Raw genomic sequence first — 13,359 nt, forward strand, 5'->3', positions numbered from 1 at the left:
CCGCGGGCTGGCGGGAAAGGTCATACACAACATGTTCGGTTATGCGCTCAGGCGCGTGCTTACGGCTATTCCGATCGTGCTCATCACGATTACGGTCTGCTTCTTCATTTTGCGGCTGGCGCCCGGCGGTCCCTTCGATGGTGAACGCGCGCTGCCACCCGATCAGCTGAAGAACCTGCGCGCTTACTACCATCTCGACGAACCGCTGATCATGCAGTTCTTCGGCTATATCGGCGGGGTGCTGCGCGGCGATTTCGGCCCCTCGATGGTGATGAAGGATTTCAACGTCTCGCGCCTCATCGGTATCGGGCTGCCCTTCACCCTGACGCTCGGCTTTTCCGCCTTCATCGTCGGCACCATCGGCGGCATGATCGCCGGTGCGGTCGCCGCGGTGAACCAGAACAAGTGGCCCGATTACCTCCTGGTCGCCATTGTGCTGGTCGGCATCATCATCCCGAACTTCCTGATGGCGAACCTGGTGCAGCTGTTCTTCGGGGTGTACCTGAAGTGGCTGCCGGTGGGTGGCTACCAGCCCGGCTCACTGATCCACCTGGTGCTGCCCGTCTTCATCCTGGCGCTGCCGCATGGCGGGCGCGTCGCCCGACTGGTGCGTGGCTCGATGATCGAGGTGCTGGGCACCAATTATGTGCGCACTGCCAGGTCCAAGGGCCTCGGCACCAGGCTGATCCTGGCTCGGCACGCGCTGAAGCCGGCGCTGCTGCCGGTGGTCTCCTATCTGGGGCCCGGCCTCTCCTACCTCCTCACCGGTTCGCTGGTGGTGGAGCAGGTGTTTTCGCTGCCGGGGATCGGCAAGTACTTCATTACCGCCGCGCTGAACCGTGATTACGGGCTCGTGCTCGGCACCACCATTCTCTACGTTTTCATCATCCTGGCGCTGAACCTGCTCGTCGACATCCTCTACGCCTGGCTCGATCCCAAGGTGAGGTACCGCTGATGGCCGGGATTACTGGCAAGGACGCGGCGCTGACCGCCTACGCCAACGCACTGGCGGCCGAGGCGCCCAAGGGGCGCTCGCTGACCCAGGATGCGCTGAGGCGCCTGTTCAACAACAAGGCCGCCCTGGTCTCGATCTTCGTCCTGATCGCCATCGTGCTGTTCGCACTGATCGGGCCGTACTTCCTGCCCTGGGCCTATGACAAGATCGACTGGGCCGGCATCCGAAAGCCGCCGGACTGGGCCAAGGGCCACTATTTCGGCACCGACCAGAACGGCCGCGACATGCTGGCCCGCACCCTGCAGGGCACGCAGATGTCGCTGCTGGTGGCGGCCGTCGCTACCTTCGTGTCGGTGGCGATCGGCATCCTCTATGGCGCCATTGCCGGCTATTTCGGCGGCAAGGTCGACGCCATCATGATGCGCTTCGTCGATATCATGTACGCGCTGCCCTACATCCTGTTCGTGATCATCCTGGTGGTGATCTTCGGGCGCTCGCCGGTGCTGCTGTTCGTGGGCATCGGTTGCCTCGAGTGGCTGACCATGGCGCGTATCGTGCGCGGGCAGACGCTGTCGATCAAGCAGCGCGAGTTCATCGAGGCGGCGAAGGCCGGTGGAGCAGGGCCCTTCACCATCATCTTCCGCCACATCGTGCCCAACCTCACCGGTCCGGTGGTGATCTATGCGACGCTCACCATTCCCGAGATCATCATCACCGAGAGCTTCCTGAGCTATCTCGGCCTCGGCGTACAGGAACCGCAGACCTCGCTCGGCACGCTGATCTCGTTCGGCGCGCCGGTTGCCGAGTCGCTGCCCTGGATGCTGTTCACGCCCGCCGCCATCCTCGTCGTCACGCTGCTCTGCCTGTCCTACCTGGGCGACGGCCTGCGTGACGCACTCGACCCCAAGGACCGATAGACATGGCCGATGTGCTTGTCGTCGACAATCTCGACGTAACTTTCGCGCTGCACCAATCCGAGGTGAAGGCAGTTTCCGACCTCGATTTCACCCTCGCCGAGGGTGAAACGCTCGCCGTGGTGGGTGAGAGCGGCTCCGGCAAGAGCCAGGCCTTCCTCTCCATCATGGGGCTGCTCGCCCGCAACGGCAAAGCCTCAGGCCGCGCCATGCTCGGCGATGTGAACCTCATCGGCATGTCACCCGACCGGCTGGACCGTTATCGCGGCAAGGACATCGCGATGATCTTCCAGGATCCGATGACCTCGCTGAACCCGACGCTCAAGGTCAAGACGCAGCTGGCCGAGGTGCTGGTGCGCCATCAGGGCTACACCGCCGAGAAGGCCAACCGCGCCGTGATCGAGATGCTGGAGCGGGTCGGCATCCCCGAACCGGTGAAGCGGGCCAATGCCTATCCGCACGAGCTCTCGGGCGGCATGCGGCAGCGTGTGATGATCGCCATGGCGCTGCTCTGCAAACCCAAGGTGCTGATCGCCGACGAGCCGACCACCGCGCTCGACGTGACCGTGCAGGCGCAGATGCTCGACCTGTTCAAGAACCTCACCAACGATTTCGGCACCGCGCTGGTGCTGATCACCCATGATCTGGGCGTGGTCGCCGGCGTCGCCGATCGGATGATGGTGATGTATGGCGGCCGCTGCATCGAGAAGGGGCCGACCGACACGCTGTTCTACGACCCGCGCCATCCCTATACGCTGGGGCTGCTGCACTCGACGCCGCATGTGGCCAAGCGCGCCAAGCGCCTCGACCCGATCCAGGGTCTGCCGCCCAGCCTCGAGCACCTGCCCAAAGGCTGCGCCTTCCACCCACGCTGCGCTTTCCGCTTCGAGCGCTGCTTCGAAGAACGACCGCCGCTGCTGCCGGTCGAGGACGTGCGCGAAAAGGCCTGCTGGTACCAGGGCGAACTCAAGTATGAGGCGGTCGCATAATGCTTGATCGTACCGAAGACCTGCTGAAGATCGAGAACCTCTCGAAGAACTTCTCCATCTCCGCCGGCCTGTTCGCCAAGCCCTTCCAGCTGCGCGCCCTGCAGGACATCAGCTTCACCGTGAAGCGCGGCGAAACGCTTGGTATCGTGGGGGAAAGCGGTTGCGGCAAATCAACCCTCGGGCGCTGCATCCTGCAACTGCTGGCCCCCGACGAGGGGCGCGTGTTGTGGCTGGGGCAGGACATCACCAAGCTGCCGGCCGAACAGATGCGGCAGAAGCGTCGCGACTTGCAGATCATCTTCCAGGATCCGCTGGCCTCGCTCAACCCGCGCATGACCGTGGGCGAGATCATTGCCGATCCGCTCAGGACGCTGATGCCCGAGATCGACGCCAAGGGCCGGCGCGAGCGGGTGCTGCGGACCATGGAGGCCGTCGGCCTCCTGCCGGAAATGATCAACCGCTACCCGCACGAGTTCTCGGGCGGGCAGGCGCAGCGCATCGGCATCGCCCGGGCGTTGATCAGCGAGCCCAAGCTGATCGTCTGCGACGAACCGGTGTCGGCGCTCGATGTCTCGATCCAGGCGCAGATTCTCAATCTGCTCAGCGATCTTAAAGATGAGTTCGGGCTGACGCTGATCTTCATCTCGCACAATCTGAGCGTGGTGCGGCACGTTTCCGACCGCATTCTCGTGCTCTATCTCGGCCGCATCGTCGAACTCGCCGATGGCGACGACCTCTATGACGATCCCAAGCACCCCTATACCAGGGCGCTGCTGACGGCGGTGCCGATCCCCGATCCGAAACGGGCGCGACAACGCACCATCGAGGGGCTGGTGGGCGAAATTCCGTCGCCGATCAACCAGCCCTCGGGCTGCACGTTCCGGACGCGATGCCGCTATGCGGAGGAACGCTGCACCCAGGTCAGGCCGCCGCTCGAAACGCTCGCCAATGGGCGACGTGTCGCCTGTATCCGCTGGCAGGAGCTCGACCTTAAGCCGGGCGCTTGAGGCACTGCCCCTCTGCCCTCAGGGGAGAAGGGTAGAGAACCTAGCCTCTCGAACGGCGCTCGCCGCCCTTGTGGTCGGCGCGTTTGCGCCGGCGGTCCGGGCCGACAAAGGCCTTGGCTTCGATGAAGGCGCGGGGCGCCGCGAGGATGGCGACCAGCCGGGTTTCGATGTGCTGGGTGGCGAAGGGCTTGCGCAGGAACTCGGTGACGCCGGCATCGCGCGCGGTGGCGATTTCGGCGGCATCGGGAGCGGCCGACATCATGATCACCGGGGTGTCGCGGTTCAGCCCTTCGGATGCGGCGCGCAGCGCCTTCACCACGGCGACGCCACTCATCGGCGCCAGCACGTCGTTCATCATGATGGCGCCGAAGCGGTGGGTCTGCAGCAGCATGGCTGCGCCGTCGGAGCTTTGCACCTCATCGATGCGGCGCACCTTGAGGTGGCGCAGCATCTGGCCGATCAGCGCTCCCATGTGCGGCGAGGGATCGACCACGAGCACATCGAGCTTGGAAAAGCTGGGTTTCTGCATTCGGCGAGTGTCGCACTGGCGCCTTGCCGCCCGGTTAACCGCCATAGCCCGGAAAACCGGCGGAAGGGCGTTGACAGCAAGGGTTTTTGCCCTTAATCACGGCCCCAATTCGAGGGCGCGCGGCGCCTGTTTTTATTTCAGTTCCGAGGTTCGGCATGAAAGTCACCAATTCGCTCAAGGCTCTGATGGGTCGCCATCGCGCCAACAAGCTCGTGCGCCGCCGCGGCCGCGTGTACATCATCAACAAGGTGGACAAGCGCTACAAGGCCCGCCAGGGCTGAGCTGCTGCTCACGACTGTACGTAGTTTGAAAGGCCCGCGAAAGCGGGCTTTTTGCTCTTTGGGTGCAAGACTGCAGCAGACGGCCCCCTCCCATCCTCCCCCATAAAGGGGGAGGTGCCCTGCCGGTGTTTTTGGCACGATCGAAGGCAGAGCCTCGACTCTTCACCTCCCCCTTATGGGGGAGGCCGGGAGGGGGCCGTCTCTATCAGTCAGCGGTCGGTCTAACGCCTACTCCGCAAATCCCGCGATGATGCGCAGCCAGGAGCGGATGCCCTTGTGGAAGCTCGTGAGGTTGTACTTCTCGTTGGGCGAGTGGATGCGGTCGTCGTCGAGCGCGAAGCCGATCAGCAGCGTATCGAGCCCGAGGGTCTTCTTGAATTCGCCGGCTACGGGGATCGAGCCACCTGAGCCGATCAAAGCTGCCTCATTGCCCCACTCATCCTTCAGCGCCGCCGCGGCCTTGGCGACGAACGGGCCGTCGGTCGGCACCGACACGGCCGGTGCGCCGCCATGCTCGTGGAACTCCGCGGTGGCGTCGGGCGGTAGCCGGTCGGTGACGTGCTTGCGGAACGCCGCGCGGATCTTCTTCGGATCCATGCCGGACACCAGCCGGAACGAGATCTTGGCGCTGGCCTTGGCCGGGATCACCGTCTTGAAGCCGTCGCCGGTATAGCCGCCGGTGATGCCGTTGATCTCGCAGGTCGGGCGGGCGCGGGTCTGCTCGAGCACCGAGCGCCCCTGTTCGCCGGCCGGCGTGGTCAGCCCGGCGCCGCGCATGAAGGCCGCCTCGTCATAGGGCAGGCGCTTCCACTGCGCCGCGATCTCGGGCGGCAGTTCGGCGACGTCGTCGTAAAAGCCCTGCAGCGCCACGCTGCCATCGGGGTTGCGCAGCGAGGCGATGATGTCCGCCAGCACCTGGATCGGGTTGCGGGCGGCATTGCCGTACATGCCGGAATGGAGGTCATGGCTGGCGCAGGTGATCACCACCTCTTCGCCAACCAGGCCGCGCAGCGAGGTGACGATGGCCGGGGTGTCGCGGTTCCACAGGTCGGTGTCGCAGACCAGTGCGATATCGGCGCCACCGAGCTCGGCCTTGTTGGCTTCGAGGAAGCCCGGCAGGCTCTTGCCGCCCGACTCTTCCTCGCCCTCGAAGAACAGTGTCACCTTGATCGGCAGTGGGCCGTTCACCGCCTTCCAGGCCCGGCAGGCCTCGACGAAGGTCAGGAGCTGCCCCTTGTCGTCGGAGGTGCCGCGCCCGACGATGCGGGTCTCGCCGTCCTCGCCCTTCGTCAGCGTCGCGGTGAACGGGTCGGTGGCCCACAGGTTCAGCGGATCGACCGGCTGCACATCGTAGTGGGCATAGAACAGCACGTGCGGTCCATCAGCTGACTGATCATGCGCCACCACCATCGGGTGTCCCGGGGTCGGGCGGACCGACGCATCAAAGCCCAGCGCGTTGAGATCGGCCGCCAGCCAGTCCGCGGCTTTATGCACCTCGTCGGTATAGGCCGGGTCGGTGGAGATCGACTTGATGGCCACCAGGGTCTGCAGCCGCGCGACGCTGTCGTCGAGATGGGCGTCGGCATGGGCAAGGGCGGCGTCGAGAGCGGTGGACATCAGGGCAATCCATTACTGAAAGCGAAAATCCCTCCCCTGGGTAGGGGACGCTATCGCGTCCCCAGGGGGGAGGGATCGAGAAGGTACAGCCTGGGCAGACAGGATCAAGAGGATCCGGCGCCATCCTGGCGGACGAAGGCAATGCGCAGCATGTTGGTCGCCCCGGGCGTTCCAAGCGGGATGCCGGCGGTGATGGCGATGCGGTCGCCGGGGCGGGCGAGGCCCTCGTTGTAGGCGATGACGCAGGCGCGATCGACCATGTCCTCGAGGTTCACCGCATCGGGCGATTCCACGCAGTGGATGCCCCACACCACCGACAGGCGGCGCACGGTGCGGAGGTTCGGCGACAGCGCCAGGATCGGCTTGCTGGGCCGTTCACGAGCGGCGCGGATGGCGGTCGAGCCGGACGAGGTGTAGGTGACGATGGCCGCCAGATCGAGCGTCTCGGCCACCTGGCGGGTCGCCGCGGAGATGGCGTCGGCAGCAGTCGCCTCGGGCTCGGCAGCCTGGGCGCGGATGATGCCGCGATAGTTCGGGTCGCCTTCGACCGCCACGGCCACCTTGTTCATCATCGCCACGGCTTCGACCGGGTACTGGCCCGAGGCGCTTTCGGCCGAGAGCATGACGGCGTCAGCGCCTTCGAACACGGCAATCGACACGTCCGAGACTTCGGCGCGGGTCGGCACCGGCGAGGTGATCATCGATTCCAGCATCTGGGTCGCCACCACCACGGGTTTACCGTAGCGGCGGGCGATACGGATCATGCGCTTCTGCAGGCCCGGGACCTGCTCGAGCGGCATTTCCACGCCGAGATCGCCGCGCGCCACCATGAAGGCGTCGCAGAGCTTGATGATCTCTTCCAGCCGCTCCACCGCCTGCGGCTTCTCGATCTTGGCCATAACGCCGGCGCGGCCCTGGACGATCTTCCTGATATCGATGATGTCTTCGGGCCGCTGCACGAAGCTGACGGCGATCCAGTCGGCTTCCGCCTCGAGGCCCTTCAACAGGTCGGCGTGGTCTTTCTCGGTCAGCGCGCCCATCGGCAACAGCGTATCGGGCAGGCTCACGCCCTTCTTGTCGCTCAGCTTGCCGCCATAGATCACCTCGGTCTCGACCTGCCCGCCGCCGACTTTGGTGGCGCGGAGCTGGAGCTTGCCGTCATCGAGCAGCAGGCGATCGCCCACCGAGACGGACTCGAGGATTTCCGGGTGCGGCAGGAACACGCGCTCGGCAGTGCCTGGAGCTTCCGAGCTGTCGAGGGTGAACTTGCCACCGGCGACCAGTTGCACGGCGCCTTCGGCGAAACGGCCGACACGCAGCTTCGGGCCCTGCAGGTCGACCAGGATACCGATCGGGTGGTGCAGCCGCGCCTCGACATTGCGGATATAGCCGACGGTCTGCTTCAGCAGCTCATGGCTGGCGTGGCTCATGTTGATGCGGAAGACGTCCGCACCGGCACGCGCCAGCTTCTCGATCGTGGCTTCGTCGTTGGACGCGGGGCCCAGGGTCGCGACGATCTTCACGCGTCTCAAGCGTTTCATTCGGAATCTGCACCTTCATCAGTAGGAGTGTCGTCGGCCGGCTGGTCGCCGCCGTCGGTAGGCAGGTCGCCCTCGAGTGGAACGGTTTCGCCGGAGGCGTCGGTGTCGCCGCTCACGACCTCGCCATCGGTCAGCTGCAACGTCCAGTCGCTGCGATTGTTGGTATCGACTTCGAAGAAGCCGGTGCGTTCGTAGCCGCGCGCCAGGCAATCCTCAACACCGAAGATGGTGAAGGTCTCGTCGCGGGTGCACATGAACACGCTGCCGTCCCAGGCGCCGCCGCTGACATCGTCGGCGGCATACACATAGTAGTAGCGGCGGGCTTCGAGGTTGCCGCGATAGATGGTGACGCAGTTATCGGGTTCGGCCACCCACCAGCCTTCCGATTGCCAGCCCTTCTCGGCGCGGTAGCCGAAGGCGACGGAGACCTTGTTGCCGGTCTCGTTGCAGACGCGGAAGCTGCCTTCGCCGGTTTCGGCGTTCTGGTCAGCCGCGGTTGCAGACTGGGCCTGCTGCGCTTGCGCCGAAGCAGCACTGAGCGGCGCGTCGGCACGCGGCAGGAAAATCCAGATGGTGATGGCTACGAACGCGGCGGCGAGCACACCAGCGATGGCCAGGATGTAGCGCAATGGACCGTCCGGGTTGGATTGCCTGAAATCGTTTGCAGCGCGCGAGGTGTTTGTGCTCAGCGCTCCGCTCGCTGTCAACCGGTAAACGCGGCTTTTGTCGGAATTACGAACCTCATCACCACGCGATGTGGATTGATGTCGAATGGGCTTGAACGAGCGTCGACGAACGGGTTGAACGGGGGCCGAAACGAAGAGGAATTCGACTATGGCAACCGTCTCCCCCGATAGCGTCGCCCAGGACCAGATCAAGGCCTTCATCGAACGCATCGAGCGGCTCGAGGAAGAGAAGGCCGCAATCGCCGGTGACATCAAGGAAGTCTATGCCGAAGCCAAGGGCAACGGCTTCGACACCAAGGTGCTGCGCAAGATCGTGTCGATCCGCAAGCAGGACCATGCCGAGCGCATGGAGCAGGAAGCGCTGCTCGAGCTCTACCTCACCGCGCTGGGCATGGCGGCCGCGCCGAGCGACGACGAGTAAGCGTCGCGCTGGGCGACGACGAGTAAGCGTCGCGCTGGGCGACGACGAGTAAGCGCCGCCGCACGAGACGGAACGAGGGCCGCCCATCGGGCGGCCTTTGTTTTGCGGAAGCGCCCTAGCTGGCCTTGCGGGTCTGCAGGCCGACGTAAGTAGCGATTGGCGCGGGGTGGCCGAACAGAAAGCCCTGTGCAGTGGCGCAGCCTTCCGCCCGAAGGAAGGCCAGCTCTTCCTGCCGCTCGACGCCTTCGGCGACCACCGGGGTGCCGAGATAGCGCCCGAGCTCGACGACGGCGTGGACGATTGCTGCCGATTGCGGGTTGCGGTCGAAGGTCCTGACGAACGACTGGTCGAGCTTGATGCGCGAGAACGGGAACGCGCTGAGGTGGGTCAGCGACGAGTGGCCGGTGCCGAAATCGTCGATGGCGACGCGCACCCCGAGCGCCCGTACCTGCCGCAGCGTCGTCACCGCCCGCACCAGGTCGCGCACCAGCGCGGTTTCGGTTACCTCGATCTCCAGCCGCGCCGGAGAGAGGCCGGTTTCGATCAGCACTTCGTGGATCAGCCGGGCGAAGGCCGGATTGTGGATCTGCGCTGCCGAAACGTTCACCGAGATGCCGAGCGGTACCCGCCAGCCGGCCGCCTCCGCGCAGGCGGTCCGCAGCACCCACTCACCGATCCCGAGGATCAGCCCGTTCTCCTCGGCAATGGGCACAAAGACGCCGGGTGATACGTCACCGCGCTGCGGATGATGCCACCGGAGCAGCGCCTCGAAGCCGGTGACATCTCCCGATGCGAGGTCAACCTGCGGCTGGTATGCGAGGTCGAGCTGGCCGGCGTCGGCGGCATCCGCCAGGTCATTGGCGACCAGCCGGCGGTCCCGCAGTTCGTCGTTCATCGCCGCTTCGAACAGCCGATAGCCGCCGCGCCCCTCCTGCTTGGCCCGGTAAAGCGCCATGTCGGCGGCCGACATCAGCTGCTCGGCGCTCTCGGCGTCGCCGGGGAAGGAGGCGATGCCGATCGAAGCGGAGATCACGGCGTCGTCTGCGGTCTCGGCGACATCGTGGGCAAACGCCTGCAGCAAACGCTGCGCCACGCGGTTGGCGGCATCGAGGTTCTCGGTGGCGTTGAGGACCACGGCGAACTCGTCGCCGCTCAGTCGCGCCGGATAGCCGATCTCCGTCACCTCGCGCTGCAGGATCAACCCGACCCGGCGCAACAGCGCATCACCGGCCGCGTGGCCGTAGAGGTCGTTTACTTCCTTGAACTTGTCGAGGTCGAGGCACAGCACGCTGCAGCTCTGGCCGTCACTGCGGGCCCGGTCGATGGTTTCGTTCAGCCGCCGGCCGAAGCTCACCCGGTTGGGCAGCCCGGTCAGCGCATCGTGGTGGGCGAGGAAGCGGATGTGGTCTTCGGCCTGCTTGCGGACCGACACATCGCGGATGGCGATGGCCCGCTGCCGCACGCCCTGAAATTCGATCTCATGCGCCACCGCCTCGACCGGGACATCGCCGCCGGCGACTTTCAGCGCGGCGTCGATGGTGGCGTTGGGAGTGCGATCGAGCGCCTCGCAAGCAGTGGCGTCGAGAAAATCGAGCAGCGGCCGACCGCTGGCATCGGCCTCGGAGCCCACCAATTGCCTGAAACTGCGATTGGTGGCGCTGATCGTGCCTTGCCGCACAATGACGATGCCTTCGACCGCGGCGTCCGCCAGTTCGCGCATCCGCACGCTTTCAGCGCTGTGACGCCGGTCCCTGAGGTCGAGCAGGGTGCCGCCCATGGCGAGGCCCAGGATGACGGTCGAGGCGAGCGACAGCACCAGCCAGAGCCAGGTCGGGGTGCCCTCGGCGACGATCGAATAGCAGTCGGCGAAGCCGGCGGCGCCCATGGCGGTGAAATGCATGGCGCAGATGGCGAGGGTGAGCAGAACCGGCGCGCCGACGCGGCCGCGCAGCGTCGAGGCGCGCGCCAGCCACAGCGCTGCAGCGCCCAGCGCCATGCCGGTCAGGATTGAAAACGCGACGAGATTGCCGTCCCAGAGGATGCCGCCGCCGACGATTACCGCCGCCATGCCGGTATAGTGCATGGCGGAAATGCCGAGCCCGACCACCGCGCCGGCGAGGACAGAGTCGCCGGCTGACGTGCCGACGGCGGCAAACCACAGTCCGCCGCCGACAATGGCGATGGCCAGCGACAGCGAGGCCAATGTCGTCGGCAGGTCGTAGCCGACCGCAACGCCGGGGTGAAACGCCAGCATGGCGACGAAGTGGGTGGCCCAGATGCCGAAGCCGACGGAAACCGCCGCGACGCCCAGCCACACCAGCTGCATCCCGCCGGCGGTCCGCCGGGCGTGGTGCAGCAGCGATATTCCGGCGAACGACGAGAGCGCGCATAACAACGCCGCCACGACGACCAGCGCCATGTCATGGTTGTTCAGTAGTGTGTTGACGACGGCCTGCAACAGGCGCCCCCGGATACTTCGATGCCGGCGATAGTTCGCATCGCGAGTGAACAGACGATTACCCGTTCCTCTGAACCGCCATCGGTTTGTCGCATGGGTGAATCAGCCGTCTGGAGCACTGCAGGTATAACTGCGTAGGTGTTTGGCCGGACGGCAGCAGGCGGGGCTGAGACGCCCCCAGGCCCTTGATTCGTCTCGCTTTCCAACCGGAAAAGTCCGCAACTGCACCTGAAAAGCCTGCAGTGGCGATGGAACGAGAAGCCGGCCGGCAAGTTTTGCTGCGGGGCTTTCAGGAGCAGTTATGACGCAGCGCACGTTTGGGCCGGAGAAGCGCGACGGCCGATGGTATTTCTACGCCTATCTCGACGGACAGCAGGTCGAGTGGGGTCCGTATTCGAGCGAGGAATTCGCCAAAGGGGCCAAAGACGCGATCGAGCGCCGGCTTGGTGAGGAGCATCAGGCGAGCGCTCCGCAACCGGCGGCCGCGCCGGCGGGCGACGAGCCAGCAGAGCAGGGCGCTCCGGCCGAAGGCGAGTAGCCCACAACCGGTGGTTGGCCGACCCCCACCCCTGTCCCCTCCCCTGAGAAGGGGGAGGGAGACCAAAACACCAGCGTCTCAGCATGCGTCTCCCTCCCCTTGTTCAGGGGGAGGGGACAGGGGTGGGGGGGCAGCCCGCGCCGCCGTTGAGGCCTACCCAGCCGCCGGGGTCGGCTCGCCCAGCGACAGCATCAGCCGGTTGGCCCAGTTGAAGAACGCCGCGCTCTGGATCAGGTCGGCGATGGCGAGGTCGTCGAGCCCGGCTTCCTTGAGGTCGGCAATCTGTTCGCCGCCGAAGGCCGAGGGCGTCTCGGTCAGGGCGACGGAGGCGGCGACCAGGGTGTTCCAGCGGTCGCCGAGATCGACTTCGACACCGTCATCGAGCAGCCGCTGCACGTCCTCGCCGCGCTTCGAATAGGTCGAGGCGAAACGGGCATGCACCGAGGCGCAGAAGATGCAGCCATTGGAGCGCGAGGTCGCCGCGGCCGCGAGCTCGCGCTCGGCGCGGGGCAGGCCGGCGTCGGGGTTGTAGAAGATATCCTTGTCGGTGCGGGTGCGGGCGCCGAGGATGTCGGGGTCACGAGCCAGCAGCATGAAATAGGGCGATTTGGCGCGCGACGCCTCGGTCAGCCCTTCCCAGTGCCGGTCGGTGAGTTCGGACTCCTCCAGCGGCTGCAGCCACGGGGCCCAGCCGATCTGTTCCTGGGTGAAGACCACCGGGCGGTCGGCGAGGTCGTAGGTGATGGCTTTATCGGTCATTTCGGGCCTCAGGCTGCAGCGACGGGGCTGATCGGGGTGGTGGCGTAGGCAACGCTCGCGGCCTGCTGCGCTGCGGCGAGGGCCCTGAGCCCGATCACCACGCGGATCTGGAAGGCGAGGAACGCCACCAGCTGGCTCAGTGTCACGATATCGGTGGTCGACCAGCCGGCATCGAGCAGCTTTTGCAGCTTGTCCGGGCTCGCGTCGCGCGGCCGGAAAACGAGGAAGTGAGCGTGGGTCAGCGCCGCGCCGAGCCGCCCGAGCACCTGGCGATTTGCCGCGTCAGGCTGGTATTCGAGGCCCGGCTTGTCTTCGGCGCCGAGGGGACCAGCGGGATAGTGGCCATAGGGGCCAACCGTCTCGCCACGACGGATTTCAGCGCTGATAGCGCCGATCAGGCCGTTGCGGTCGTGGTGACCCAGCTGCTCCTTGTAGAATGCGGCGATCGCTTCGTCCTTGTGCAGTGCGGCGACGAAGTAGGCGACCGCGAACCGCTCCTCGAGCAAAACGGTGCCCGGTTCGGCCGGCGCGAACAGCGCCTCAAAACTCTTCTGCGCGTTGTCGCGGGCGGTCGGGCGCCCATTGCGCACCGCATCCAGCGCGCCGCCGGGGAGCACGCCCACCAACTGGTCGATGACGTCCTTGCTCTTGTCGCTCATAGAGA

At 65.8% G+C, this 13,359-nt stretch carries 14 protein-coding genes; 7 read left to right on the forward strand and 7 right to left on the reverse strand.

The window, feature by feature from the left end:
- Nucleotides 1–31 precede the first annotated feature (31 nt).
- The 4 genes from ACSQ23_RS23395 to ACSQ23_RS23410 are packed head-to-tail and all read left to right on the forward strand — an operon-like array spanning nt 32 to nt 3,865.
- Entirely contained in the window at nt 32–955 is a 924-nt protein-coding gene (locus ACSQ23_RS23395) for an ABC transporter permease (RefSeq protein ID WP_055883000.1), read from the forward strand.
- The gene (locus ACSQ23_RS23400) at nt 955–1,872 is read left to right on the forward strand and encodes an ABC transporter permease (protein ID WP_082528306.1); all 918 of its coding nucleotides are present in this window, start codon (nt 955–957) and stop codon (nt 1,870–1,872) included. Before ACSQ23_RS23395 ends, ACSQ23_RS23400 begins: the two co-directional genes overlap by 1 nt.
- A gap of 2 nt (nt 1,873–1,874) precedes the next feature.
- On the forward strand, nt 1,875–2,858 hold the full coding sequence (locus ACSQ23_RS23405) for an ABC transporter ATP-binding protein (protein ID WP_055883002.1): 984 nt from the start codon (nt 1,875–1,877) through the stop codon (nt 2,856–2,858).
- Nucleotides 2,858–3,865: an ABC transporter ATP-binding protein gene (locus ACSQ23_RS23410; RefSeq protein ID WP_436092079.1), complete on the forward strand. Its 1,008-nt coding sequence runs from the start codon at nt 2,858–2,860 to the stop codon at nt 3,863–3,865. Before ACSQ23_RS23405 ends, ACSQ23_RS23410 begins: the two co-directional genes overlap by 1 nt.
- A gap of 40 nt (nt 3,866–3,905) precedes the next feature.
- On the opposite strand, the gene ACSQ23_RS23415 is transcribed toward ACSQ23_RS23410, so the two are convergent.
- Nucleotides 3,906–4,394 (reverse strand): response regulator, encoded by a 489-nt coding sequence (locus tag ACSQ23_RS23415; protein WP_055883005.1) that lies wholly within the window; start codon nt 4,392–4,394, stop codon nt 3,906–3,908.
- A gap of 155 nt (nt 4,395–4,549) precedes the next feature.
- Between ACSQ23_RS23415 and ykgO the strand changes: the two genes are divergently transcribed.
- A complete protein-coding gene (gene ykgO, locus ACSQ23_RS23420; protein ID WP_055046235.1) occupies nt 4,550–4,675 on the forward strand; it encodes a type B 50S ribosomal protein L36 in 126 nt (41 codons plus the stop codon).
- A 228-nt stretch (nt 4,676–4,903) separates the two neighbouring features.
- Here ykgO and ACSQ23_RS23425 read toward each other — a convergent pair whose 3' ends face one another.
- From ACSQ23_RS23425 to ACSQ23_RS23435, 3 genes are all read right to left on the reverse strand, one after another.
- Nucleotides 4,904–6,292 (reverse strand): M20/M25/M40 family metallo-hydrolase, encoded by a 1,389-nt coding sequence (locus tag ACSQ23_RS23425; protein ID WP_436092080.1) that lies wholly within the window; start codon nt 6,290–6,292, stop codon nt 4,904–4,906.
- 104 nt (nt 6,293–6,396) lie between these two features.
- Nucleotides 6,397–7,833 carry a pyruvate kinase gene (pyk, locus tag ACSQ23_RS23430; RefSeq protein ID WP_055883008.1) on the reverse strand — a complete coding sequence of 479 codons (1,437 nt, stop codon included), beginning with the start codon at nt 7,831–7,833 and terminating at the stop codon, nt 6,397–6,399.
- Nucleotides 7,830–8,462 (reverse strand): DUF1036 domain-containing protein, encoded by a 633-nt coding sequence (locus ACSQ23_RS23435; protein ID WP_244488479.1) that lies wholly within the window; start codon nt 8,460–8,462, stop codon nt 7,830–7,832. Before ACSQ23_RS23435 ends, pyk begins: the two co-directional genes overlap by 4 nt.
- 205 nt (nt 8,463–8,667) lie before the next feature.
- On the opposite strand from ACSQ23_RS23435, the gene ACSQ23_RS23440 reads away from it, so the two are divergent.
- A complete protein-coding gene (locus ACSQ23_RS23440) occupies nt 8,668–8,940 on the forward strand; it encodes a DUF2312 domain-containing protein (RefSeq protein ID WP_055883009.1) in 273 nt (90 codons plus the stop codon).
- A gap of 115 nt (nt 8,941–9,055) precedes the next feature.
- On the opposite strand, the gene ACSQ23_RS23445 is transcribed toward ACSQ23_RS23440, so the two are convergent.
- Nucleotides 9,056–11,398: a bifunctional diguanylate cyclase/phosphodiesterase gene (locus tag ACSQ23_RS23445; RefSeq protein WP_436092081.1), complete on the reverse strand. Its 2,343-nt coding sequence runs from the start codon at nt 11,396–11,398 to the stop codon at nt 9,056–9,058.
- A gap of 301 nt (nt 11,399–11,699) precedes the next feature.
- On the opposite strand from ACSQ23_RS23445, the gene ACSQ23_RS23450 reads away from it, so the two are divergent.
- Nucleotides 11,700–11,936, forward strand: coding sequence for a hypothetical protein (locus ACSQ23_RS23450; RefSeq protein ID WP_055883012.1), 237 nt, complete (start codon nt 11,700–11,702; stop codon nt 11,934–11,936).
- Between the two features lie 153 nt (nt 11,937–12,089).
- Here ACSQ23_RS23450 and ACSQ23_RS23455 read toward each other — a convergent pair whose 3' ends face one another.
- Together ACSQ23_RS23455 and ACSQ23_RS23460 are read right to left on the reverse strand one after the other, a co-directional pair.
- A complete protein-coding gene (locus ACSQ23_RS23455; protein ID WP_436092082.1) occupies nt 12,090–12,695 on the reverse strand; it encodes an alkylhydroperoxidase domain protein in 606 nt (201 codons plus the stop codon).
- Between the two features lie 8 nt (nt 12,696–12,703).
- On the reverse strand, nt 12,704–13,354 hold the full coding sequence (locus tag ACSQ23_RS23460; RefSeq protein ID WP_436092083.1) for a CMD domain protein: 651 nt from the start codon (nt 13,352–13,354) through the stop codon (nt 12,704–12,706).
- Between the last annotated feature and the right edge of the window lie 5 nt (nt 13,355–13,359).

Source organism: Devosia sp. LjRoot16 (genome assembly GCF_964252795.1).
Taxonomy (GTDB): Bacteria; Pseudomonadota; Alphaproteobacteria; order Rhizobiales; family Devosiaceae; genus Devosia_A.